General features: G+C 72.7%; 22 protein-coding genes. 14 read left to right on the top strand and 8 right to left on the bottom strand.

The window, feature by feature from the left end; all coding sequences use genetic code 11:
• Positions 1-4: 4 nt before the first annotated feature.
• Together ACFO0B_RS04330 and cofC are read right to left on the bottom strand one after the other, a co-directional pair.
• Positions 5-2,173: an RNA degradosome polyphosphate kinase gene (locus ACFO0B_RS04330; protein ID WP_378610969.1), complete on the bottom strand. Its 2,169-nt coding sequence runs from the start codon at positions 2,171-2,173 to the stop codon at positions 5-7.
• Between the two features lie 73 nt (positions 2,174-2,246).
• Positions 2,247-2,942 (bottom strand): 2-phospho-L-lactate guanylyltransferase, encoded by a 696-nt coding sequence (gene cofC / locus ACFO0B_RS04325; protein ID WP_378610968.1) that lies wholly within the window; start codon positions 2,940-2,942, stop codon positions 2,247-2,249.
• A gap of 31 nt (positions 2,943-2,973) precedes the next feature.
• Here cofC and ACFO0B_RS04320 point away from each other — a divergent pair, with 31 nt between their 5' ends.
• Together ACFO0B_RS04320 and ACFO0B_RS04315 are read left to right on the top strand one after the other, a co-directional pair.
• Entirely contained in the window at positions 2,974-3,984 is a 1,011-nt protein-coding gene (locus tag ACFO0B_RS04320) for an NAD(P)H-dependent glycerol-3-phosphate dehydrogenase (protein ID WP_378610967.1), read from the top strand.
• A gap of 67 nt (positions 3,985-4,051) precedes the next feature.
• A complete protein-coding gene (locus ACFO0B_RS04315) occupies positions 4,052-5,143 on the top strand; it encodes a D-alanine--D-alanine ligase family protein (RefSeq protein ID WP_378610966.1) in 1,092 nt (363 codons plus the stop codon).
• On the opposite strand, the gene ACFO0B_RS04310 is transcribed toward ACFO0B_RS04315, so the two are convergent.
• Positions 5,140-5,865: a DUF3515 domain-containing protein gene (locus ACFO0B_RS04310; protein WP_378610965.1), complete on the bottom strand. Its 726-nt coding sequence runs from the start codon at positions 5,863-5,865 to the stop codon at positions 5,140-5,142. The two genes, ACFO0B_RS04315 and ACFO0B_RS04310, sit on opposite strands and share 4 nt — an antisense overlap.
• Positions 5,866-5,991: 126 nt before the next feature.
• Here ACFO0B_RS04310 and ACFO0B_RS04305 point away from each other — a divergent pair, with 126 nt between their 5' ends.
• The 4 genes from ACFO0B_RS04305 to ACFO0B_RS04290 all read left to right on the top strand — a co-directional run bounded on the left by ACFO0B_RS04305 (position 5,992) and on the right by ACFO0B_RS04290 (position 9,064).
• Positions 5,992-7,122: a thiamine-monophosphate kinase gene (locus tag ACFO0B_RS04305; protein ID WP_378610964.1), complete on the top strand. Its 1,131-nt coding sequence runs from the start codon at positions 5,992-5,994 to the stop codon at positions 7,120-7,122.
• Between the two features lie 10 nt (positions 7,123-7,132).
• The gene (locus ACFO0B_RS04300; protein ID WP_378610963.1) at positions 7,133-7,813 is read left to right on the top strand and encodes a uracil-DNA glycosylase; all 681 of its coding nucleotides are present in this window, start codon (positions 7,133-7,135) and stop codon (positions 7,811-7,813) included.
• A gap of 71 nt (positions 7,814-7,884) precedes the next feature.
• On the top strand, positions 7,885-8,145 hold the full coding sequence (locus tag ACFO0B_RS04295) for a hypothetical protein (protein WP_378610962.1): 261 nt from the start codon (positions 7,885-7,887) through the stop codon (positions 8,143-8,145).
• Between the two features lie 58 nt (positions 8,146-8,203).
• Positions 8,204-9,064 carry an alpha/beta fold hydrolase gene (locus ACFO0B_RS04290; protein ID WP_378610961.1) on the top strand — a complete coding sequence of 287 codons (861 nt, stop codon included), beginning with the start codon at positions 8,204-8,206 and terminating at the stop codon, positions 9,062-9,064.
• 3 nt (positions 9,065-9,067) lie between these two features.
• On the opposite strand, the gene ACFO0B_RS04285 is transcribed toward ACFO0B_RS04290, so the two are convergent.
• The 3 genes from ACFO0B_RS04285 to rpmB all read right to left on the bottom strand — a co-directional run bounded on the left by ACFO0B_RS04285 (position 9,068) and on the right by rpmB (position 10,601).
• Positions 9,068-9,835 (bottom strand): enoyl-CoA hydratase-related protein, encoded by a 768-nt coding sequence (locus ACFO0B_RS04285; RefSeq protein ID WP_378610960.1) that lies wholly within the window; start codon positions 9,833-9,835, stop codon positions 9,068-9,070.
• 10 nt (positions 9,836-9,845) lie between these two features.
• A complete protein-coding gene (locus ACFO0B_RS04280; protein ID WP_378610959.1) occupies positions 9,846-10,316 on the bottom strand; it encodes a GNAT family N-acetyltransferase in 471 nt (156 codons plus the stop codon).
• Between the two features lie 93 nt (positions 10,317-10,409).
• Positions 10,410-10,601, bottom strand: coding sequence for a 50S ribosomal protein L28 (rpmB, locus tag ACFO0B_RS04275; protein WP_011210730.1), 192 nt, complete (start codon positions 10,599-10,601; stop codon positions 10,410-10,412).
• 272 nt (positions 10,602-10,873) lie between these two features.
• Here rpmB and ACFO0B_RS04270 point away from each other — a divergent pair, with 272 nt between their 5' ends.
• On the top strand, positions 10,874-12,724 hold the full coding sequence (locus ACFO0B_RS04270; protein WP_378610958.1) for a DAK2 domain-containing protein: 1,851 nt from the start codon (positions 10,874-10,876) through the stop codon (positions 12,722-12,724).
• 3 nt (positions 12,725-12,727) lie between these two features.
• Positions 12,728-15,007, top strand: coding sequence for an ATP-dependent DNA helicase RecG (gene recG / locus ACFO0B_RS04265; RefSeq protein WP_378610957.1), 2,280 nt, complete (start codon positions 12,728-12,730; stop codon positions 15,005-15,007).
• A gap of 6 nt (positions 15,008-15,013) precedes the next feature.
• On the opposite strand, the gene ACFO0B_RS04260 is transcribed toward recG, so the two are convergent.
• Positions 15,014-16,438: a short-chain fatty acyl-CoA regulator family protein gene (locus ACFO0B_RS04260; RefSeq protein ID WP_378610956.1), complete on the bottom strand. Its 1,425-nt coding sequence runs from the start codon at positions 16,436-16,438 to the stop codon at positions 15,014-15,016.
• 305 nt (positions 16,439-16,743) lie between these two features.
• On the opposite strand from ACFO0B_RS04260, the gene ACFO0B_RS04255 reads away from it, so the two are divergent.
• The 3 genes from ACFO0B_RS04255 to coaD are packed head-to-tail and all read left to right on the top strand — an operon-like array spanning position 16,744 to position 21,221.
• The gene (locus ACFO0B_RS04255) at positions 16,744-20,148 is read left to right on the top strand and encodes a pyruvate carboxylase (protein WP_378610955.1); all 3,405 of its coding nucleotides are present in this window, start codon (positions 16,744-16,746) and stop codon (positions 20,146-20,148) included.
• A complete protein-coding gene (gene rsmD, locus ACFO0B_RS04250) occupies positions 20,145-20,705 on the top strand; it encodes a 16S rRNA (guanine(966)-N(2))-methyltransferase RsmD (protein WP_378610954.1) in 561 nt (186 codons plus the stop codon). The genes ACFO0B_RS04255 and rsmD overlap by 4 nt, the downstream gene beginning before the upstream one ends.
• Positions 20,706-20,738: 33 nt before the next feature.
• A complete protein-coding gene (gene coaD, locus ACFO0B_RS04245) occupies positions 20,739-21,221 on the top strand; it encodes a pantetheine-phosphate adenylyltransferase (RefSeq protein WP_378610953.1) in 483 nt (160 codons plus the stop codon).
• On the opposite strand, the gene ACFO0B_RS04240 is transcribed toward coaD, so the two are convergent.
• Complete coding sequence (locus ACFO0B_RS04240) at positions 21,218-21,853, bottom strand: GtrA family protein (RefSeq protein WP_378610952.1); 636 nt, start codon at positions 21,851-21,853, stop codon at positions 21,218-21,220. The genes coaD and ACFO0B_RS04240 overlap by 4 nt on opposite strands.
• Before the next feature lie 310 nt (positions 21,854-22,163).
• Here ACFO0B_RS04240 and ACFO0B_RS04235 point away from each other — a divergent pair, with 310 nt between their 5' ends.
• The 3 genes from ACFO0B_RS04235 (at position 22,164) to rpmF (ending at position 23,865) form a co-directional block, all read left to right on the top strand.
• Complete coding sequence (locus ACFO0B_RS04235) at positions 22,164-22,940, top strand: DivIVA domain-containing protein (protein ID WP_378610951.1); 777 nt, start codon at positions 22,164-22,166, stop codon at positions 22,938-22,940.
• Between the two features lie 80 nt (positions 22,941-23,020).
• Positions 23,021-23,680 (top strand): YceD family protein, encoded by a 660-nt coding sequence (locus ACFO0B_RS04230; protein WP_378610950.1) that lies wholly within the window; start codon positions 23,021-23,023, stop codon positions 23,678-23,680.
• Positions 23,681-23,682: 2 nt separating this feature from the next.
• A complete protein-coding gene (gene rpmF / locus ACFO0B_RS04225) occupies positions 23,683-23,865 on the top strand; it encodes a 50S ribosomal protein L32 (RefSeq protein WP_067658664.1) in 183 nt (60 codons plus the stop codon).
• The last annotated feature ends 7 nt before the right edge of the window (positions 23,866-23,872 follow it).

The following is a 23,872-nucleotide window of genomic DNA, read 5'->3' as shown; positions in this document are numbered from 1 at the left end:
CCGCTCACTGCTGGTCCGGCCTCCGCAGCCGCATCAGCGATTCCTGGTGATCGCGCACCTGCTCGTCGTCCAGGTCGCCGCCCGGCTGCGCCAGCCAGCTGCCGTCCGCGCGCAGCACCCAGCACCGGGTGGCCGGGTGCAGCGCGGAGTCGAAGACCCCGTCCAGCTGCTCGCGCAGCTTGGGATCCTTCACCTGGGCCATGACCTCGACCCGGCGGTCCAGGTTGCGGTGCATCATGTCGGCGGAGCCGATCCAGAACTCGTTCTGCGCGCGGAAGTGCATCACCCGGGAGTGCTCGAGGAACCGGCCGAGGATCGAGCGCACCTCGATGTTCTCGCTCATGCCCGGCACGCCGGGGCGCAGCCCGCAGATGCCGCGAACCACGATCTGCACCTGCACCCCGGCCTGCGAGGCGCGGTAGAGCGCGTCGATCACCTGCTCGTCGACGAGGGCATTGGCCTTCAACCGGATCCGCGCCTGCTCGCCCTGCTGCGCCAGCTCGGTCTCGCGCTGGATCCGCTCGATGATCCCGGCCCGCACGCCGTGCGGGGCGACCAGGATGTTGCGGTAGTCCTCCTTGCGGGAGTACCCGGTGAGCGAATTGAACAGGTCGGTCAGGTCGGCGCCGATCTCCGGTGCGGCGGTGAGCAACCCGACGTCCTCGTAGAGCCGCGCCGTCTTCGGGTTGTAGTTGCCGGTGCCGATGTGGCAGTAGCGCCGGATGGTGGAGCCCTCGCGCCGCACCACCAGGCAGGTCTTGCAGTGCGTCTTGAGCCCGATCAGGCCGTAGACCACGTGCACGCCCGCCTGTTCCAGCGCGCGGGCCCACTTGATGTTGGCCTGCTCGTCGAAGCGCGCCTTGATCTCCACCAGCGCGACCACCTGCTTGCCCGCCTCGGCGGCGTCGATCAGCGCGTTCACGATCGGCGAGTCACCGGAGGTGCGGTACAGCGTCTGCTTGATGGCCAGCACCTGCGGGTCGGCCGCCGCCTGCTCGATGAAGCGCTGCACGCTGGTGGAGAAGGAGTCGTAGGGGTGGTGCACCAGCACGTCGCCCTCGCGCAGCGCGGCGAAGACGTTGCGCGGGGTCTCCCGCTCGCCGAACGCGGCCGGGGTGGCCGGAACGTACGGGGTGTCCTTGAGATTCGGCCGGTCGACGCCGTAGACCTGCATGAGCGAGGAGAGGTCGAGCAGCCCGGGCACCTGGATGACGTCGCGCGGGTCGACCTCGAGCTCGCGCAGCAGCAGGTCGAGCATGTGCTCGGTCATGTCGTCGGAGACCTCGAGCCGCACCGGGGAGCCGAAGCGGCGCCGGGCCAGCTCGCGCTCCAGCGCCTGCAGCAGGTCCTCGTCCCGGTCCTCGTCGACTTCGAAATCGGCGTTGCGGGTGATCCGGAAGGAGTGGTGCTCCACCACCGTCATACCGGGGAAGAGCAGGTCGAGGTGGGCCGCGATCAACTCCTCCATGGGCAGGAAGGCCGCGATCGGGGTGGCCGTCTCGGTGCGCCGCACCCGGACGAAGCGATCCACGTTGTCCGGCACCTTGACCCGCGCGAAGTGCTCGCCGCCGGTGGTGGTGTCCTTCACCGTGACGGCCAGGTTCAGGCTCAGCCCGCTGATGTAGGGGAAGGGGTGCGCCGGGTCGACCGCGAGCGGGGTGAGCACCGGGAAGACCTGGTCGTGGAAGTACCCCGAGAGCTTCTCCGCCTCGGCGACCGAGAGGTCGCCCCAGCAGATGATCTCGATGCCCTCCTCGGTGAGCGCCGGATCCACCGAGTCGAGGAAGACGCCCGCGTGCCGCTGCGCGATCTCCCGTGCCCGCGCGGCGATCAGCTCGAGCTGCTCGCTCGGCGACCGGCCGTCCGCGGAGCGGACCAGCAGCCCGGTCTCCGCCCGCCGCTTCAGCCCGGCGACGCGCACCATGTAGAACTCGTCCAGGTTCGAGGCGAAGATCGCGAGGAACTTGGCGCGCTCCAGCAACGGCAGCGACTCGTCCTCCGCGAGCGCCAGCACCCTGGCGTTGAAGTCCAGCCAGCTGAGTTCCCTGTTGAGGTAGCGATCACGTGGCAACTGTGCCGTCGCCGGATCGGCCAGCAGCGGGGTGGCAGCCGGGGGGGCAGTGGGGAGCAACTGCTGCTTGACGGTTTCCGTATCGCTCACGCCTTCGATCATCCCCTACGAACCGCTCGGTGCGCAGCGCGGCATCAGCGAAGACCGCGTGTTTCACCCGGGCCGCGGCGACCATCTAGCATACCGGGTGGACGGGTTCGTGAACGGCGCCCGGATGCCCGATGTCGGTCAGGACAGCAGTGGTCGCCGGACCGGCCCCGAGCCGCAGGATCAGATCCAGATCGGCGCCGGTGTCGACATCGTGCCGCAGCCCCGGCCAGTCGCCGTCCAGCGGGAAGGCGCCACCGGTCACGTGACGCAGCGCCGAGCTCGGGCCGAATCGTGGCGCCAGCGGTGCGAATCCGTCCAGCTGCAGCAGCGCGGCGGTGCCCTCGCCGGTGTGGTCGGTGACCATCGCGCGGCGACCGGGCGGCGCCGCGGCCAGCGCCTCGGCCAGCTCGGCCGGGCGCAGCGCGGGCAGATCCGCCTGCATCGCCACCAGCGCGACCGGGCCGTGCCTGCGCCGCACCGCCGCGGCGGCCGCGGTGAGGGCGTTGTTCAGCCCGTCGGGGGCGAGCCCCGCGCCGGGGCCGCCCGGGTCGGGGTGCGCGACGGCGCCGAGCGCGCGGGCCAGCGCGGCCACGGCCGCGTCCGGGGTGACCACGGTGACCGAATCGATCGGCGCGGCGGCCAGCGCGGCGTGCACGGTGTCGGTGAGCATGGCGAGCGCGAGCCGCGAGCGATGTTCCGGGCGTAGCCGATCGGCCAACCGGCTCTTGGCGCGGTCCAGGCTCTTCACCGCGATGACGGCGTGCACGGCGTGCGGACGCATGACCCCGATCCTTCCATGACATATTGAGCGGATGACACGGGCGGCGGTACTGGGTGCGGGTTCATGGGGTACTGCGTACGCCAAGGTCTTGGCCGATGCCGGAACCGAGGTCACGATCTGGGCGCGCAGGCCGGAGGTGGCGCTGGCGCTCGCCACCGAGCACCGCAATCCGTTCTACCTCGCCGACGTGCAACTCCCCGCCGTCGCCGCCACCGACGATCACGAGCGCGCACTGGACGGCGCCGACATCGTGGTGCTCGCGGTGCCCTCGCAGTCGCTGCGCGGCAACCTCGAACACTGGAGACCCGCGCTGCGCAGGGCCCTCGACGAGAACGACGCCTCGCTGCTCAGCCTGGCCAAGGGCATCGAGACCGGAACCCTGCTCCGGATGAGCCAGGTGATCACCGAGGTGACCGGCGCCGACCCGGGCAGCGTCGCGGTGCTCTCCGGGCCGAATCTGGCCAGGGAGATCGCCACCGGCCAGCCGGCCGCGACGGTGATCGCCTGCAGCGACGAGGCGCGCGCGGTCGCGCTGCAGCAGTCCTGCGCCACCGGATATTTCCGGCCGTACACCAATGTCGACGTGGTCGGCTGTGAGATCGGCGGCGCCTGCAAGAACGTCATCGCGCTGGCCTGCGGCATCGCCTCCGGCATGGGGCTCGGCGACAACTCGGTGGCCAGCCTGATCACCCGCGGGCTCGCCGAGATCATCCGGCTCGGGGTCGCGCTCGGCGCCGAGCCGGTCACCCTGGCCGGGCTGGCCGGCGTCGGCGACCTGGTCGCCACCTGCACCTCCCCGCTCTCCCGCAACCGCTCCTTCGGACACGTGCTCGGCGCGGGCGGGTCCATGGAGGCGGCGCAGGAGGCCACGCACGGACAGGTGGCCGAGGGCGTCAAGTCCTGTGGATCGGTGCGCGCGCTCGCGGCCGCGCACGACGTCGAGATGCCGCTCACCGACGCGGTGAACCTGGTCTGCCACGAGGGGCTGTCGGTGCGCGAGGCGGTGGGCAACCTGCTGGGCAGGCGGATCAAGCCGGAGTGAGAGCTGCGCCACCCGGTGCGTGCCGGGGCGGCTCGCGCGTGCCCCCTTTACGGGTACGGTTCCCACCATGACGAACCGGATTCGGGTCGCCGTCGTCTTCGGCGGGCGGAGCAGCGAGCACGCGGTGTCGTGCGTGTCGGCGGGCAGCGTGCTGCGCCACCTCGATCCGCGGCGCTTCGAGGCGGTACCGATCGGCATCACCACCGAGGGCAGCTGGGTGCTCGGCGGCGCCGAGGTGGCCGCGCTCGGCATGACCAGCGGCGCGCTGCCCGCGGTGGACGGCACCGGCACCGCGCTCGCGCTGGCCGCCGACCCGAGCCGCCCCGGCGCGCTGGTCGCGCTGGACGACCCGGCCGCGGTGCTCGGCGCGGTGGACGTGGTCTTCCCGGTGCTGCACGGGCCGTGGGGCGAGGACGGCACCCTGCAGGGGCTGCTGGAGCTGGCCGGCGTGCCCTACGTCGGGCCGGGCGTGCTGGCCAGCGCGGCGGGCATGGACAAGGAGTTCACCAAGAAGCTGCTCGCCGCCGACGGCCTCCCGGTCGGCGAGCAGGTGGTGCTCCGCCCCGGCGTGCCGACCCTGACCGCGGAGCAGCGCACGGCGCTCGGGCTGCCGGTCTTCGTCAAGCCCGCGCGCGGCGGCTCCTCGATCGGCATCACCCGGGTGGCCGGGTGGGACCGGCTGGACGCGGCGATCGCGACCGCGCGCGAGCACGACCCCAAGGTGATCGTGGAGGCCGCGATCGTCGGGCGCGAGGTGGAGTGCGGGGTGCTGGAGTTCCCGGACGGCCGGGTCGCGGCCAGCGTGCCCGCGGAGATCCGGATGCCGGAGACCGCGGCCCCCGACTTCTACGACTTCGAGACCAAGTACCTCGACGAGGTCTGCGAATTCGACGTCCCGGCCAAGCTGAACGACGACGTCGCCGCCGAGATCGGCGAGCTCGCGGTGCGCGCCTTCCGCGCGCTGGACTGCACCGGGCTGGCCCGGGTCGACTTCTTCGTCACCGAGCGCGGGCCGGTGATCAACGAGATCAACACCATGCCCGGCTTCACCCCGATCTCCATGTACCCGCGGATGTGGGAGGCGACCGGGGTCGAGTACCCGGCGCTGGTCAGCACGCTGATCGAGACGGCGCTGGCCCGCGGGACGGGGCTGCGCTAATTGGGCAGCGGGTTCGGGTCGAGCGGGCGCTCCGGCATGGTGGCGGTGATGGCGTCCGAGACCGCCTGCAGCGGGGTCGGGCCGGAGCCGTCCGGCACGGTGAAGCCGAGGTAGGTGCCGCGGTCGACCGCGAACCAGGTGCTGCCCGTTGCCGCCGGGTCGCGGATCTCGAACCACTGCACGTTGTTCACGATCTGCAGCGCCGAGGCGCGGTTGAACTCCAGCGGGCGGTCGAGGCCGCAGCGGAGCACGATCGGCTCGGTGGCGGGGTCGTCGCGCTGCCAGGCACGGGTGCCGGGCGGGGCCGGGTCGACCAGCTCGGCGCGGCGGTAGTCGTCGATGTCGTCCGGGAGCGCCGTGAGCAGGGCGGTGCAGGCGGGGCCCGCCGCCTGCGGGGCGGGCACCGGGCCGAGGGCGAGGGGTTCGCGCTCGACCGGGGCGCGGGTGGCGATGAAGGCGGCGACCAGGATGCCGACGATCAGCGTCACCGGGAGGGCAACGGCGGTGGCGATCAGGGCCGGGGGATAGGGGCGCGGGTTCGCGGCGGCGGGCGTCGTGTCACCGTCGGCCGGGGCGTCCTCGGGTTCGGCCGGGGCGCGGCCGGGCGCGGTCGACTCGCCGGCGTCCGGGGCCGGTGTCTCGGCCCTGCGCTCGCCGCGGTGCTGGTCGGGCGTGCCTGCCGTGCGGTCGCCCGCGTTCCGATCCGGCGCGTCGGCGGCCATGCCAACCGCTCCCTCCTGGTCGTCCGGCCCGGCGCGGTGTGCGCGGGCCCGCCCAGGGTACCGTCGGGGCGTTTCCGACCGGAACGGCGAGGAGGGGTCATCGGCGCCGAGGACAGCACCGCCACCGTGCGCGAACTGGGCGAATTCGCGCTCATCGCGCGGATGAACGCGGGCCGCGCACAGGCGCCTGGCGTCCTGCTCGGCCCCGGCGACGACGCCGCCGTGCTCGCCGCACCGGACGGCAGGCTCGCGGTGACCACCGACATGCTGGTGCAGGATCGGCACTTCCGGCTGGACTGGTCGGCACCGGAGCAGATCGGCCGCAAGGCGATCGCGCAGAACGCCGCCGACGTGGTCGCCATGGGCGCGGTGCCGACCGCCTTCGTCGTCGCGCTCGGCTGTCCCGGCGCGACGCCGGTCGCGGTGATCGACGGCCTCACCGCCGGGATGTGGGCCGAGGCGGGGCGCGCCTGCGGCGCCTCCATCGCCGGTGGTGATCTGGTGCGCAGCCCGGAGCTGGTCATCTCGGTGACCGCCCTCGGCGATCTCGAGGGTCGCGCTCCGGTGCTGCGCTCCGGCTCTCGGGCCGGGGACGTGGTGGCGGTGGCCGGGCGGTTGGGGTGGTCGGCCGCCGGGTTGCACATCCTGCTCGAGAGGGCCGCGGTTACGCCGTCGCCGCCCGACGGGGCCGACGCCCCCGACGCGGTGACGGCGCGCGGGGGTAGTGGCACCCAGGCAGCCGGTGCGGGTGCGTCGGCGACCGGCGGGTGTACACCGTTGGGGGGGTTCGCTCCCGGCCCGCGGTCCGCGGGGGCCGACACGCTGGCCGCCGACTCGCTCGCCGCGCACCGCGCACCGCGACCCCCGTACGCGGCGGTGCTCGACGCCCTGCGGGCCGGCGCGCGCCCGACGGCCATGGCCGACACCTCCGACGGCCTGCTCGCCGATCTCGCGCACATCGCCGAAGCCTCCGGCGTCGCCGTCGACCTCGACTCGACCGCGCTCGCCGACCCCGCCCTCGCCGAACTCGCGGCCGCACTGGAACACGATGCGGCGCAATGGATCCTGACCGGCGGCGAGGATCACGCCTTCGTCGCCACCTGGCCGGCGGGCACCGAACTCCCGCCGGGCTGGCGCGCGATCGGCCGCGTCACCGCAGGCAGCGGCGTCACCGTCGACGGCGCCGAGTACGAGGGCCCCCGCGGCTGGGAATCGTTCGCCGGGGCGGGGTCGCCGCCTGTCGGTGATCCGCGATAGGTTGTCGGCCGTGGCGAAACCGTTGGCGGACATCATCGATGCGGGTTGGGCGCGGGCCCTGGCCCCGGTCGAGGGCCGGATCAGTGACATGGGCGCGTTCCTGCGCGCGGAGAACGCGGCGGGCCGCGGCTACCTCCCGGCCGGGGAGAACGTGCTACGCGCCTTCCAGCGCCCGTTCGCCGCGGTCCGCGTGCTGATCGTCGGGCAGGACCCGTACCCGACCCCCGGCCACGCCATGGGGCTGAGCTTCTCGGTGGCGCCGGACGTCAAGCCGGTGCCGCGCAGCCTGGCCAATATCTTCGCCGAGTACACCAAGGATCTCGGCTTCGCGACGCCGTCCAACGGCGATCTCAGCCCCTGGTCCGACCAGGGCGTGCTCATGCTGAACCGGGTGCTCACCGTGAGCCCCGGCCAGCCGGCCTCGCACCGCGGCAAGGGCTGGGAGGCCGTCACCGAGCAGGCCATCCGCGCGCTCGTCGGCCGCGACGAGCCGCTCGTCGCGATCCTCTGGGGCAAGGACGCGGCATCGCTGAAGCCGCTGCTGGCCGCGGGCGAAGTGCCCTTCATCGAATCCGCGCACCCGTCGCCGCTCTCGGCGTCGCGCGGCTTCTTCGGTTCCCGCCCGTTCTCGCGCGTCAACGAACTGCTCGACGAACTCGGTGCGGAGCCGGTGGACTGGCGCCTGCCCTGAGCGGGCGCCGGAAGGAAAACCGACGTGCGAGCGACATCACGCGCGTGCACACCCGAGTGAGGAGAACCCGCATGACCCGACCCTCCGTCCGCGCCTGGCGCGGAACGGCGGCCGCTTTCGCCGTCGCCGCCGCCGTGACCGGCGGCGCCGCGACCGCGAACGCTGCCCCGATTCCGCTGGAGCCCTACCAGCCCGCGGTCACCGAGAGCGCGCCCGCGCCGATCGGTGAGGAGTTCACCTCGACCGGCTCCTCGACGATCTCCTCGTCGGTGAACGCCAAGGTCGCCTGTCTCTTCCAGCGCACTTTCAGCGCGATGCGGCTGGACTGCTGACGATCGTTCTCGCCGGATGGCACAGGTTCCGGTCGGAACCTGTGCCATTCTGCATTTCGTGAGTACTGCGAACGATATAGCCGGGCCCGCGACCGTGCGGCTCCCCGGATCGGGGCTGGAGCTGGCCGGTGACCTGTTCGGCCCGGCCGACGGCCCGCTGGTCGTCTTCCTGCACGGTGGCGGCCAGACCAGGCACTCCTGGAAGCGCACCGGGGTGCGGCTCGCCGCCGCCGGGCTGCGCGTGCTGACCCTGGACGCCCGCGGCCACGGTGACAGCGAGTGGGCGCCGGACGGCGACTACGGCAGGAACCGCATGGTCGAGGACCTGCACTCCGTGCTGCGCACGCTGGGCAGGCCCGCCGTGGTGGTCGGGGCGAGCATGGGCGGGATCACCGGGCTGCTCGCCACCGCAGCGCCCGGCGCCGAGCTGATCCGGGCGCTGGTGCTGGTCGACATCGTGGTCCGGCCGGAGCAGGCGGGAGTCGAGCGGGTGCTCGACTTCCTCGGCAAGCACACCGACGGCTTCGCCACCCTGGACGAGGCGGCCGACGCCGTCGCCGCCTACTTGCCGCACCGCCCGCGCCCGCGCAGCACCGACGGGCTGCTGCGCAACCTGCGCAAGCGCGGTGACCGCTGGTACTGGCACTGGGACCCGGCGATGATGTCCGGGCGGGTCGAGGACGCGCTCGACATGACCGACCAGATGGAGGCCGCCGCGCGCGCCGTCACCATTCCGGTGCTGCTCGTGCGCGGCGGACAGTCCGACGTCGTCAGCGAGGAGGGCGCCGCGAACTTCCTCGAGCTCGTCCCGCACGCGAGACTCGCCGAGATCGGCGACGCCGCCCACACCGCCGCGGGCGACGACAACGACGCCTTCACGGACGCGGTTGCCGACTTCGTAGCGGGCATCGCCCGCTAGCCTTCAGGAGAAGTTGGGGCGACGCTTCTCGACGAAGGCGTCTACCCCCTCGCGCCCCGCGGGGCTGTTCGCCGAGGCGGCGATGGCTTCGGTCTCGCTGTCTAGCTGGTCGCTGAGGCTCGCGGTGCGCGAGTTCAACAGCAGGGACTTGATGGTGGCGTAGGCGGAGCGCGGACCGGCGGCGAGGGTGCGGGCGAGGCGGATGGCCTCGTTGTACACCTCCTCGTCCGGGACCAGGCGGCTCAGGATGCCGATGCGCACGGCCTCGTCGGCGCTCAGCACGGCGTCGGTGAGCAGGATCTCCTGGGCCCGGCCCACCCCGACGACCCGCGGCAGCGTCCAGGACATGCCGCCGTCGGGCGAGAGGCCGATTCCGGGGTAGGCGGGCCGCAGCTTCGTCTTCGGCCCGCCGAGCGCGATATCGGCGGCCAGCACCAGGCTCATACCGGCGCCCGCGGCCCAGCCGTGTACCGCGGCGACGACCGGCACCGGCGCGGCGTCGAGCAGCCGGACGAACTCGTGCAGGTGGGTGGCGAGCCCGCGGATGTGCGCGCCACGATCTTCGGCGGCCGCGAATCCGCGCACGTCACCGCCGGCGCAGAAATTGCCCCCGGTCCCTCGCAGCAGTATCGCGCCGATGCCGGGATCGAGGTCGCGCAGCGCGGCGCTGCCCGCGTTGACCCCGGTGAAATCGAGGGAAGTCCCGTTCCCGGGAGTGGCAATGGTGATCTGCAGGACGCCGTCGACGGTTTCCACATACTCGGAAGACATGACTGGCACCCTATGCGAGCGCGCCGCGGACCATCCGGAGGGTCGGTAGCAACGCGAACGGATCGAGGCCGCGCGCGCCGTCCTCGCGGAAGCCGTGCCGCCGGTAGAAGGCGCGGGCCCGCGGGTTCGCGGCCAGTACCCAGAGCGTGCACGGGGTAGCGGCGGGCAGGGCGCTGTCGAGCAGCGCGTCGGCGAGCCCGGTGCCGTGCTCGGCGGCGCGCACGTAGAGGGCGTGCAGCTCCAGCGCGGTCGGCGCGCTGGCATCGCGGGCGGGGCCGACCGAGGCGAAGCCGAGCACGGCGCCGTCGGCGAGCGCCACCCGGGTCTCGATCAGCGGATCCCGCGCTACCCGGAGCCAGCGGCTCGCCCCCCGCCCGGTGCGCAGTGCGTCGAGCAGGTGCGGCGGGAGCACGTCGGCGTGCGCCTCGCGCCAGCAGCGCACATGGCAGTCGGTGACCGCTTGGGCATGCTCGGGCGCCATCGGAACGATCGTCACGATGAGGCAGCACCGACGACAGCGCCCCGGATCACCCTGCGGGTGCCGGGGCGCGAAGTCCGGTTCGGCCGGACGGACTCAGCCGCGAACGACCTTGCCCGCCTTGAGGCAGGAGGTGCAGACGTTCATCCGCCGGGTGTTGCCCGGCGCCACCTGCGCCCGAACGGTCTGGATGTTCGGGTTCCAGCGACGGTTCGTGCGCCGGTGCGAGTGCGAGACCGACTTACCGAAGCCGGGGCCCTTGGCGCAGACGTCGCAGACGGCAGCCATAGTCGCGAGCTCCTTCATGTCATGTGGGGACGCCCGCGGGGAACGCGGGACATCCGGAAACCGTGTCGTCACTGCCTCGCCGGACCTGGGGTACCGGCCCGCGCGAACCGCTCGTCGAATGTCAACGAACGAGGTGGCCGCGCGAGGCAACCCTGCAAGGGTATCGGGAGCCCCGGTGATCCACCAAACCGGGTCCCGCCGGTGCTCGGTATCCCGCTAACCTGGCGTGCGGCGGCGGGGTGGGGGTCCACGGACGACGGAGAGGGTGGCTGGTGCCCGGAGTGCGGGACGGAATGGACGGTACCGCGCTGCTGCGCTGGGGCAGGCTCTGCCTCGCCGGATTGGAGCGTACCCGCTCGGAGATCAACGCGCTCAACGTCTTTCCCATCGCCGACGCGGACACCGGGACGAATCTGCTCGCCACCATGCGGGCCGCCATGGTGGCCGCGGGCGGCGCGCCTGGCGCCGATGTGCACGCGGTCGCCGCGGCCATGGCCAGGGGCGCGACCGCGGGGGCGCGGGGCAACTCCGGGATCATCCTTTCGCAGGTGCTGCGCGGGATCGCGGACGCGGTGCGGCCGGAGGGCGACCGGCCGGTGCCGGTCGACGCCGCGGTGCTGCGGGCCGCGCTGGCCAGGGCGGCGGCGCTGGTGCGGGAGTCGCTGAGCACGCCGGTCGAGGGGACCATCCTCACCGTGCTCGACGCCGCGGCGGTCGCGGCGCGGGCGTGCACCGAACGCACGCCGGTCGCGGTCGCGGTCGCGGCGGCGGAGGGTGCGGCGGACGCGCTCGGGCAGACGCCGGACCAGCTCGGGGTGCTGCGCGAGGCGGGGGTGGTCGACGCCGGGGCGCGCGGGCTGCTCGTCCTGCTCGACGCGCTGGTCGAGGTGACCGGCGGCGCCGCGCCGCGGCGCCCCGACTACCGCCCCGCCCCCGGCGGAGCCGCCGCGCTCGACGTCGTCGAGCCCGACCCCCTGCCCAGGCAGCCGCCGCGCGCCGCCGCCTGTGCGCCGCCGCTCGCCGAGGCGGGGAGCGCGGTGGCCGACCTGGTCGGCGGAGCCGCCGCCTTCGACGTCCCGCCGGCCGCGCTGCCGGAGCCCGGCCGCGCCCGGGCGGGCGTTGCGCGACAGGCCGACGACGCCCGGCCCCGCGGGGAGCGGGAGGTGGCCGGCGACGGCCCCGCGCTCGGTGCGAAACACGCGCCCTGTTTCGAGGTCATGTACCTGCTGACCGGCACCGACGAGACCAGGGTCAAGCAGCTGCGGGACCGGCTCGGCGAACTCGGCGACTCCGTCGTGGTGGTCGGCGACGGCGAGCAGACCTGGTCCGCGCACGTGCACTGCGCCGACGCGGGCGCCGCGGTGGAGGCCGGGATGGCGGCGGGCGCCGTGCGCGACATCCGGATCGAGAGCTTCGTGATCACCGCGGTCGGCCCGCATGCCCCGGTGCGCACCAGCGGCCCCGCCGACCGCGGCATTCTCGCCGTCGCCGCAGGCGACGGCGCCGCCGCGCTGTTCCGCACGGCGGGCGCGGTGGTGCTCCCCGGCAGGGCGGGAACGATCACCGCGAGCGAGCTGCTCGGCGCCATCCGGCGGATGCCGAACCGCGAGGTGCTCGTGTTGCCGAACGGCGCGCTGCCCGCGCACGAACTGGTCGCCGTCGGCATCGCCGCCCGCGACGCCGACCGCGACGTGCTGCTGCTGCCGAGCGGCTCGATGGTGCAGGGCATGGCCGCGCTCGCGGTGCACGACCGCGGCCGGATCGCGGTGGACGACGCCTTCGCCATGTCCGAGGCGGCGGCGGGCACCCGCTGGGGTGCGGTCCGGGTGGCGGGGCAGCGCGCGCTCACCATGGTCGGCACCTGCGAACCCGGCGAGGGGCTCGGCCTGGCCGGGCTGGACGTGGTGGTGATCGAGCGGGACCCGGCAACCGCCGGGATCGTCCTGCTGGATCGGATGCTCGCCTTCGGCGGCGAGCTGGTGACGCTGCTCATCGGCGCGGCGGCCCCCGACGGGCTGGCCGCCGCGCTGACCGGGCATATCGAGGAGCGGTTCTCCGGAATCGAGGTAGCGGTCTACACCGGCGAGCAGCCGGAGGACCTGGTGCAGATAGGTGTGGAGTAGACAATGGCGACACTCGGCGATCGGCTCGATCACCTGCTCGGCGCGAAGGCGGCGGACTCGCTGGCCGACGCCTTCGACATGCGCACGGCGGAGGACCTGCTCCGGCACTACCCGCTGCGCTACGCCACCCAGGGCCAGCCGCTCACCGAGGAGGAGCCGGAGGACGGCGCGCACGTCACCGTGATAGGCCGGATCACCAAGGCCGACCTGCGGCCCATGCGCAACCGCCGCGGCTCGCTGCTCAAGGTCGCGCTCGACACCGGCTCCGGCCGCCCGGTCGACGTCACCTTCTTCAACGGCGACAAGGTCAAGTACGCGGTGAAGCAGGGGGTGCGGGCCATGATGTCGGGCACCGTCAACTACTGGCGGCCGGGTCAGTGGAGCCTGAACCACCCCGGCTACCTGATCCTGCCGGAGGAGGACGAACCGGCCACCCTGACCACCGTCCGCGGCGCGGGCGACCTGGCCGGGCTGGCGCGCAGCGCGCAGGGCGCGGAGGGCGTCGACACCGCGTTCTTCGAGCGCGAGTTCGTTCCGGTCTACCCGGCGACCGCGAAGGTGCAGAGCTGGGACCTGCTCGCCTGCGTCCGGCAGGTGCTCGAGCAGCTCGACCCGCTCGACGACCCGCTGCCGGAGCCGGTGCGCGCCGAGCGCGGCCTGCTGGAGATCACCGAGGCGCTGCGCCTCATCCACCTGCCCGAGCACCGCACCGACATCGACCGCGCCAGGGACCGGCTGCGCTTCGACGAGGCGCTGGCGTTGCAACTGGTGCTCGCCGAGCGCAGGCACGAGGTCGAGGGCCGCACCGCGCACCCCTGCCCGCCGCGGCCGGACGGCATCGCCGCCGCCTTCGCCGCGAAGCTGCCCTTCGAGCTGACCGCCGGGCAGCGGCAGGTCATCGATGAGATCTCCGCCGATCTGGGCCGGGAGCGGCCGACGCACCGGCTGCTGCAGGGCGAGGTCGGCTCCGGCAAGACCATCGTCGCGCTGCACGCCATGCTGCAGGTGGTCGACGCGGGCAGGCAGTGCGCGCTGCTCGCCCCCACCGAGGTGCTCGCCGCGCAGCACCACCGCTCGCTGCGCGCCATGCTCGGCGAGCTCGCGGCCGCGGGTGAGCTCGGCGCCGCCGAGCACGCCACCCGGGTGGTGCTGCTCACCGGCTCGATGCCCGCCGCGGCGCGCAAGGCGGCGCTGCTGGCCGCGGTCACCGGCGAGGCGGGGATCGTGATCGGCACGCACGCGCTGATCCAGGACGCGGTGGAGTTCTTCGATCTCGGCATGGTGGTGGTGGACGAGCAGCACCGCTTCGGCGTCGAGCAGCGGGACGCGCTGCGCGCCAAGGCCAAGGGTGGCATCAGCCCGCACCTGCTGGTGATGACCGCGACCCCGATCCCGCGCACCATCGCCATGACCACGCTCGGCGACTTGGAGACCTCGACGCTCACCGAGTTGCCGCGCGGGCGCTCGCCCATCGCCTCCAGGGTGGTGCCGCGCAGGCAGCACCCCGGCTGGGTGGACCGGGCCTGGGAGCGGATCACCGAGGAGGTGCGGGCCGGGCGGCAGGCGTACGTGGTGTGCTCGCGCATCGGGGACGACGACGGGCGGGACGAGGGCGGGAAGAACTCCGCGAAGCCGAAGAAGGGGAAGAAGGCCGCCGAGAAGGAGCCGCCGAACACGCAGGCGGTGCTCGACGTCTACGAGGAGCTGCGGGCCGGGGCGCTGGCCGGGCTCCGGGTCGGGCTGCTGCACGGCAGGCTCCCCGCGGACGAGAAGGACGAAGTGATGCGCGCGTTCAACGCGGGCAGCGTGGACGTGCTGGTCTGCACCACCGTGGTCGAGGTCGGGGTGGACGTGCCGAACGCCACCGTCATGGTGATCCTGGACGCCGACCGGTTCGGCGTGAGCCAGCTGCACCAGCTGCGCGGGCGGATCGGCCGCGGGGCGCACGCGAGCCTGTGCCTGCTGGTCACCGATGCCGCGCCGGGCGGGACCGCGATGGCCCGGCTGGCGGCGGTCGCCGCCACCACCGACGGTTTCGAGCTGGCGGTGCTGGACCTGAAGCAGCGCCGCGAGGGCGACGTGCTCGGCTCCGCGCAGAGCGGGACCGCGCGCTCGCTGCGGTTGCTCTCGCTCCTCGACGATCTCGAAACGATCAGCGCGGCGAAGGATTTCGCGCGCACGGTGGTGGAAGCGGACCCCGGCCTCGACGCGCACCCCGGCCTGGCGGCCATGATGCGCGCCGCCGTCGACGGCGAGCGCCTCGAGTACCTGGCGAAATCCTGACGCGCGCTATCCCCGGCCCAGCCGGGGGTAGGGCAGGTCGGTGCTGACGTGCTCCGGCAGCGCCAGCGGGGCCCCGATCTGCGGGAACGCGCGCTGGGTGCAGGTGGCGCGGTCGCAGACCTTGCACCCCGCACCGATCGGCACCGCGGCGCCGGGGTCGTCCAGCCGCAGCCCGCGCGCGTACACCGTGCGCTCCGCGTGCTCCAGGTCGCAGCCGAGCGCGACCGCGAAATCCTTGGCGGGCGCCCCGTACCCGCGCGGGCCGGGGGCGGCGGTGCGGGCGATCCAGAGGTAGCGGCGCCCGTCCGGCATCTCGGCGATCTGGGTGAGGATCCGCCCCGGATTCGCGAACGCCTCGTGCACCACCCAGAGCGGGCAGGAGCCGCCGACCCGGGAGAAGTGGAACGCGGTCGCGGACTGCCGCTTCGAGATATTGCCCGCCCGGTCGGTGCGGACGAAGAAGAACGGCACCCCGCGCCTGCCCTGCCGCTGCAGCGTGGAGAGCCGGTGGCACACCGTCTCGAACCCGACCTCGAAGCGCAGCCCGAGCAGGTCGATGTCGTAGCGCAGTTCCTCCGCCGAGCGCAGGAAGCGGCCGTAGGGCAGCACCAGCGCCCCGGCGAAGTAGTGCGCGAGCCCGATCCGGGCCAGCGACCGGGATTCGCCGGTGAGCGACGGGGTCTCCGCGAGCACCGCGTCGATCTCCCTGCCGTGCAGCAGGAAGCCGAGCGTGGCCGCGATCTGGAAGGCGCGCTGCCCCGGCCGCAGTCGGCGGGCCAGGGTGAGCGTGCGGCTCTCCGGGTCGTACTGCCGCTTGGGGATGGCCGGGTCGGCGCCGTCGCCGCGGACCAGCACGGTGACGCCCGCACGATCCTCGGCGACCCGGGCCAGCTGCCGGTCGAGCGAGCCGACGGTCAGCCCGGACTGCTCGAAGAGCTGCTCGGCGGCCTGGTCGAGGCTGGGGATGTGGTTGTGGTGGTCGTAGAAGAAGTCGCGCACGTCCTCGTAGGGCATGGGCGCGCCGGGGGCCCCGGCCGGGGCGTCCATCCGGGAGGAGAGGAGGTCGAGCTGGTCGGTGGCGGCGCGCAGCCGCCGGTGCATCCCGACGACGAGCCGGGCCACCTCGGGCAGCCTGGTCGCCAGCTCCTCCACCTCGGTGACCGGCGCGGTGTCGCCGCCCGCCGCGTCGACCAGCACCTCGTGCAGGTCGGAGACGAGCCTGGCGTCCGAGTCGGTGGCGAAGAACTGGACGTCCAGGTCGAAGGTCGAGTTCAGCTTGAGCAGCACCGGAATGGTGAGCGGGCGCTGGTCCCGCTCCAGCTGGTTCAGGTAGCTGGGTGAGAGGTCGAGCGACTTGGCCAGCGCGGCCTGGGTCATCCTGCGTTCCTCGCGCAGCCGCCGCAGCCGGGCGCCCGCGTACATCTTGCGCACCCGCCAGATGGTAGACCGTCGCCTTCGCAATCATCGCAGAACGGCGCGGTTCGGTACGCGGAATTTCGATACCGCAAGGTCTTTCAGGTCCCTGCGCTGCTGCGTAGCGTGCGAAGGGTGCGCGGCCGGAAAGTCGCCACTCTAACGCCGGGGGGCCGTCACGCCTACTACGCCCCGGCCGGGAGCGGTGTCATGTGACATCCGTATGAACGGGACTTCGCACCCCTGCGAGGGTCGGTTGTGAAGAAATTCCGAATACGGGAATCGGTGTTCGCCCAGCTCGCCGGGTTCGGTACGTTGGGCTGATGTTCTCGAAAGTCTTGGTCGCCAATCGTGGTGAGATCGCTATTCGGGCCTTCCGCGCCGCCTACGAACTCGGGATCGGGACGGTCGCGGTCTTCCCGTACGAGGATCGCAACTCGGTGCACCGGCTCAAGGCGGACGAGTCGTACCAGATCGGCGAGGAGGGTCACCCGGTTCGGGCGTACCTGTCGATCGAGGCGGTGATCGACGCCGCCAAGACCGCGGGCGCCGACGCCATCTACCCCGGCTACGGCTTCCTTTCCGAGAACCCCGATCTGGCTGCCGCCTGTGCGGCGGAGGGCATCACCTTCATCGGGCCGTCGGCGCAGGTGCTGGAGCTGGCGGGGAACAAGGCCCGCGCGGTGGCCGCCGCCCGTGCGGCCGGGCTGCCGGTGCTGAAGTCGAGTGAGCCGTCGGCGGATGTGGAGGAGCTGATCGCTGCCTCGGCCGAGCTGGAGTTCCCGGTCTTCGTGAAGGCGGTCGCCGGTGGTGGCGGGCGCGGCATGCGGCGGGTCGCCGAGCGCGAGGGGTTGCGCGAGGCGATCGAGGCGGCCTCGCGGGAGGCGGAGTCGGCGTTCGGCGATCCCACGGTGTTCCTGGAGCAGGCGGTGGTGAACCCGCGTCATATCGAGGTGCAGATCCTGGCCGATCAGCAGGGCAATGTCATGCACCTGTTCGAGCGGGACTGTTCGCTGCAGCGCAGGCATCAGAAGGTGATCGAGCTGGCGCCCGCGCCGAATCTCGCACCGGAGTTGCGGGAGCGGATCTGCGCGGATGCCGTGGCCTTCGCGCGGCAGATCGACTACTCCTGCGCCGGGACGGTGGAGTTCCTGCTGGACGAGCGCGGGAATCACGTGTTCATCGAGATGAACCCGCGGATCCAGGTCGAGCACACGGTGACCGAGGAGATCACCGATGTGGATCTGGTGCAGTCGCAGCTGCGGATCGCGGCGGGGGAGTCGCTGGCCGATCTCGGGCTGAGCCAGGACACGGTGGCGATCCGGGGTGCCGCTCTGCAGTGCCGGATCACGACCGAGGACCCGGCGAATGGTTTCCGGCCCGACACCGGGCGGATCACCGCCTACCGGACGCCGGGTGGCGCCGGTATTCGGCTGGACGGCGGCGCGAACCTGGGTGCGGAGATCGGCGCCTACTTCGATTCCATGTTGGTCAAGCTGACCTGCCGGGGCCGGGATTTCGAGCTCGCGGTGGCGCGGGCGCGGCGGGCGCTCGCGGAGTTCCGGATCCGCGGCGTCACCACCAATATCCCGTTCCTCCTCGCCGTGCTGGACGACCCCGACTTCCGGGCGGGCCGGGTGACCACGTCGTTCATCGACGAGCGGCCGCAGCTGCTGCGGTTGCCGGAGTCCGGCGATCGCGGCACCAAGATCCTGAACTACCTCGCCGACGTCACGGTGAACAAGCCGCACGGGGAGCGGCCGACGTCGGTGTACCCGCACGACAAACTGCCCGCGCTGGATCTCTCGGCGCCGCCGCCGGACGGGTCGCGGCAGCGTTTGCTCGCGCTCGGACCAGAGGGTTTCGCGAAGGCGTTGCGGGAGCAGAAGGCGGTCGGGGTCACCGACACCACCTTCCGGGACGCGCATCAGTCGCTGCTGGCCACCCGGGTGCGGACCAACGGTCTGCTGGGGGTGGCCGGGCATGTGGCGCGGTCGACGCCGGAGTTGCTCTCCGTCGAGTGCTGGGGCGGGGCGACCTACGACGTGGCGCTGCGGTTCCTCTACGAGGATCCGTGGGAGCGGTTGGCCGCGCTGCGTGCGGCGATTCCGAACATCTGCCTGCAGATGCTGCTGCGCGGGCGCAATACCGTCGGCTACACGCCGTACCCGGAGAAGGTCACCCGCGCGTTCGTCGCCGAGGCCACCTCGACGGGCATCGATATCTTCCGCATCTTCGACGCCCTGAACAATGTCGATCAGATGCGCCCGGCGATCGACGCGGTCCGGGAGACCGGAACAGCCGTGGCCGAGGTCGCGCTCTCCTACACCGGCGATCTGGCGAACCCGAACGAATCGCTCTACACCCTCGATTACTACCTGCGCCTCGCCGAGCAGATCGTGGACGCGGGCGCGCATGTGCTGGCGATCAAGGACATGGCCGGGCTGCTGCGCGCCCCCGCCGCGACCAAGCTGGTGACCGCGCTGCGCTCGAACTTCGACCTGCCCGTGCACGTGCACACCCACGACACCCCCGGCGGGCAGCTCGCGACCTACCTCGCCGCCTGGCAGGCAGGCGCCGACGCCGTCGACGGCGCGTCGGCCGCGATGGCTGGGACCACGTCACAGCCCGCGCTGTCGGCGATCGTCGCCGCGGCGGCGCATTCGGAGTTCGACACCGGCCTGGATCTGCAGGCGGTGTGCGATCTGGAGCCCTACTGGGAGGCGCTGCGGAAGGTGTACGCCCCGTTCGAGTCCGGGCTTCCGGCCCCGACCGGGCGCGTCTACACCCACGAGATCCCGGGCGGGCAGCTGTCGAACCTGCGGCAGCAGGCGATCGCGCTCGGGCTCGGTGACCGGTTCGAGGAAGTGGAGGCCACCTACGCGGCGGCGGACCGGATGCTGGGCAGGCTGATCAAGGTGACCCCGTCCTCCAAGGTCGTCGGTGACCTGGCCCTGGCGCTGGTGGGTACCGGGGTCGACGCCGAGCAGTTCGCCGCCGACCCGGCGCGCTACGACATCCCGGATTCGGTGATCGGCTTCCTGCGCGGTGAACTCGGCACCCCGGCCGGTGGCTGGCCCGAGCCGTTCCGCACCCGCGCGCTGGAGGGCCGGACCGATCCGAAACCGGTGACCCCGCTCAGCGACGAGGACGAGAAGGCGCTCGACGGCGACTCCCTGGAGCGTCGCGGCACGTTGAACCGGCTGCTGTTCCCGGGCCCGACCGGTGAGTTCCTGGCCCACCGCGAGACCTACGGTGACACCTCGGGATTGTCGGCGAACCAGTTCTTCTACGGCCTGCGCCGCGGTGACGAGCACCGGGTGCAGCTGGAGAAGGGCGTCACGCTGCTGATCGGGCTGGAGGCGATCTCCGAGCCGGACGAGCGCGGGATGCGCACGGTCATGTGCATCCTGAACGGCCAGCTGCGCCCGGTGGCGGTGCGGGATCGGTCGATCGCGGGCGAGGTGAAGTCGGCGGAGAAGGCCGACCGCAACGACTCCCGGCACGTGGCGGCGCCGTTCGCGGGCGTGGTCACGCTGACGGTGAGCGAGGGCGACACCGTCGCGGCGGGCGACACCATCGGCACCATCGAGGCCATGAAGATGGAGGCCGCCATCACCGCGTCGCGGCCGGGCACGGTCGCGCGGATCGCGATCAGCACCGTCCAGCAGGTGGAGGGCGGCGATCTGCTGCTCGAGCTCGCCGGGCGGGAGTCCGCGGCGGAATGACGCGGATCGTCGCCGGGGTGGCGGGCGGGCGGCGGCTCCGGGTGCCGCCCGCGGGGACCAGGCCGACCTCGGATCGGGTGCGCGAGGCGCTGTTCAGCGCGCTCGCCGCCCGGCTCGACTTCGACGGGGTGCGGGTGCTCGACCTCTACGCCGGCTCGGGGGCGCTCGGGCTGGAGGCGCTCTCCCGGGGGGCGGGCTTCGCCCTGCTGGTGGAGTCGGATCGGAAGGCGGGAGTGGTGATCCGGGCCAATATCGCCGAGCTGGGGTTGCCGGGGGCGGAGCTGCGGGCGGGGAGTGTCGGCGCGGTGCTGGCGACGCCGCCCGCCGAACCGTTCGACCTGGTCTTCGCCGACCCGCCCTACGACCTCGGCGTCGCCGCCGTCGAGGGCGATCTCACCGCGCTCGCGCGGGGCTGGCTGGCGCCCGAGGCGCTGGTGGTGGTCGAGCGCTCGGCTCGCGGGGCCGAGATCACCTGGCCGAACGGTTTTCTCGCCGAGAAGCCACGCCGCTACGGCGAAACCCGCCTGGAACTGGCCGAGTTCGCCGCTCCCGGCTGAGCCACACCGCGACCGGCTGCTAGCGTCTGCGGCATGGCAGGAGCGTTGTGCCCGGGCTCGTTCGACCCGGTGACGAACGGACACCTCGACGTCTTCCGGCGGGTGGCGGCGCAGTTCGACGAGGTGATCGTGACCGTCAATGTGAACCCGAAGAAGCAGGGCATGTTCACCGTGCCGGAGCGCATCGAGCTGCTCCGCGAGGCCACCGCCGACCTGCCGAACGTGCGGATCGCGTCGTGGCAGGGGCTGACCGTCGACTTCGCCAGGGAGCAGGGCGTCACCGCCATCGTGAAGGGGCTGCGCGATCCCGGTGATTTCGGCTATGAGCTGCCGATGGCCCTGATGAACAAGAAGCTCGCCGGGGTCGACACCTTCTTCATCGCTGCCGACCCGGCGTTCACCCACCTCTCGAGTTCACTGGTCAAGGAGGTCGCGAGGTTCGGCGGCGACGTCACCGACATGCTGCCGCCCGCCGTGCACAAGGCGTTGCTGGCCCGGCTCGCCGAGCAGGGCTAGAAGACCCAGCCGCGCAGCGCGAGGAAGCGCAGCGTGCCGACGGCGGCGGTGATCGCGAGCACGGCGGCGGCCTGGCCGAGGCCGCCGAGCGCGGGCGACGTCACCTCCAGCGCGGCCAGCCCGGCCGAGGTGATCAGCAGCCCGGCGACGGCGAGCCCGCCGCCCTCCCACTGCGCGGTGAACCAGCCGACCCGATCCGCGGCCCGGAAGGTGAGTCTGCGGTGCAGCTCGTTGGCGACAACGGTGCTGGCGACCGAGCCGACCATGTTCGCGGGCAGCGTCCCCGACCCGAGCAGCGCGAGGAACAGCGCCACGTACACGACATTGCTCGCCATCCCGACCATGGCGAAACGCACCAGCTGGGCGGGGGCGCGGTCGCCGCGCAGGTAGGTGAGCAGGGTGACCAGCCCGGCGCGGCTGCGCTGGGTGGCCCGCACGAGCGCGGCCCCGCCTGCGGCGCGCAGTCTGGCGATCCTCCGGCTCCGCCTCGGCTGCCGCCTGACCCGATCGTCGGCACCGGTCTCCGCCGGGTCGCCCGCGGGGCCGCGAGCAGCGGCGGCCATCGGCGTCCACGGCGCGATGAGGGTGGTGAGATGCGACATCACCGCGGTGCGCGGGTGCAGGACGGTCATACGCGTTCCGATCGCGAGAGCCTGGCACCGGGGGTCGCGGGGGGATTTCCGCTGCCCGCCCGAGGGCGGGTGTCCGGCACGGCGGCTGCCTATCCGCAGAATCCTGGGTGGAGCCTGCGATTCGCTTGCGAAGATCTTGTCGATCTCCACGAGCATTCTACATCAACCGGAGGTTTGCTCTCCACTTGCTCCTGAGGGAATCCTGTGATTTCCCGCAACCGCTCGACACACCGGCCGCGTGCCGGGGTCAACCCCGCCGCTCCGGGCAGACTGGAGCACAGGCGAAGTGTGTGCCGAGGAGGGTGACAGCATGTATCGCGTATTCGAAGCGCTCGACGAGCTCGTGGCGATCGTCGAGGAGGCGCGCGGCATCCCGCCCACCCGCAACTGCATCGTGCCCCGCGGCGAGGTGCTGGAGCTGCTCGACGACGTGCGGGACGCGCTGCCCGGCGAGCTCGACGACGCGCAGGACGTGCTCGACCACCGGGACAAGATCGTCACCGATGCCCGCACCTCCGCCGAGGCCACCGTCACCGGCGCCGACGAGCAGGCGCGGGACACCCTGGAGTCCTCGCGCGCCGAGGCCGACCGCATCCTGGCCGAGGCCAAGGCGCACGCCGACCGGATGGTGGCGGAGGCCAACGCGCACGCCGACCACCTGGTGACCGGTGCCCAGGCCGAGGCGGACCGGCTGGTCGCCGACGCCAATGCCGAGTACGACGCGGTCACCGGCCGGGCGAGGGCGGAGTCCGAGCGGATGATCGAGGCGGGCAAGGCCTCCTACGAGCGCTCGGTCGCCGATGGCGAGGCCGAGCGAGCCCGGCTGGTGGCGCAGACCGAGGTGGTGCGCGCCGCGCACGCCGAGTCGGCGCGGGTGATCGATGCCGCGCACGCCGAGTCCGACCGCATGCGCGACGAGTGCGACCACTACGTCGACGGCAAGCTGGCCGACTTCGAGGAGACGCTGAACAGCACGCTGCGCACCGTCGTCCGGGGCAGGCACCAGCTGCGCGCCGAAGCCGGGAACGCCCCCGACTACGCCGCCGAGTACCCGGCCCCCGAGTACGTCGCCGATTACCGGCGCTGACCGCGATTGGGGCGCGGAGCAGCCCGTCGCGTACTGTGGGGTGGTTGCCCATCCCCCTTCAGTATCGGAGTGAATTCGTGATGTCCGCCGGTTCCGCCGCGCGCCGTCGCCCGGCTTCGCACGGGCTTCAGGTCGGCGGCTTCGTACTGGATGTCCGCAGCCTGGGGCGCCGCCCCGGCACCATGCGGGAGCTGCGCCGCGAGGTCACCGCCACCGAGCGGATCGGCCTCGACCTCGTGCACATCCCCGAGGGCGCGCCCATCGATCTCGACCTCACGCTGCAGGCCGTCTCCGAGGGCGTGCTGGTCACCGGCACCGTCTCGGCGCCGGTGGCGGGCGAGTGCTCGCGCTGCCTGGAGTCGTTCACCGATTCCGTCGAGCTGTCGATCACCGAGCTGTTCGCCTATCCGGACAGCGCCACCGAGCAGACCACCGAGGAGGACGACGTCTACCGGCTCGTCGACGACCTCGTCGATCTGGAGCCGGTGGTCGTCGACGCGATCGGGCTGGAGCTGCCGCTGCGGCCGCTCTGCACCCCGGACTGCGCCGGGCTCTGCCCCGAGTGCGGTGTTCGGATGGCGATTGCGGGTTCCGGGCACGGGCATGAGATACTCGATCCTCGCTGGGCCGGACTGGCGAAGTTCGCCTCCGATGCGGATGTCGCGTCCCCCGGTCCCCAGGACCACCCACCGTCAGATCGTGCTGCCGACCAGGCACGCTCGCGTACAGAGGAGAAGTAGTCGTGGCCGTTCCGAAGCGCCGGATGTCCCGTTCCAACACCAGGTCGCGGCGCAGCCAGTGGAAGGCTGTCGCGCCCACCCTCATCACCTGCCCGAACCGGGCCTGCGGCGAGAAGACGCTGCCGCACATCGCCTGCCCGAACTGCGGCACGTACCGGGGCCGCCAGGTCACCGCCGCCGTCTGAGCGAGCC

The sequence above is a fragment of the Nocardia jiangsuensis genome (genome assembly GCF_042650385.1).
Taxonomy (GTDB): Bacteria; Actinomycetota; Actinomycetes; order Mycobacteriales; family Mycobacteriaceae; genus Nocardia; species Nocardia jiangsuensis.
Note: the sequence above shows the minus strand (reverse complement) of the source record. Positions and strands in the feature narration are given on the sequence as shown.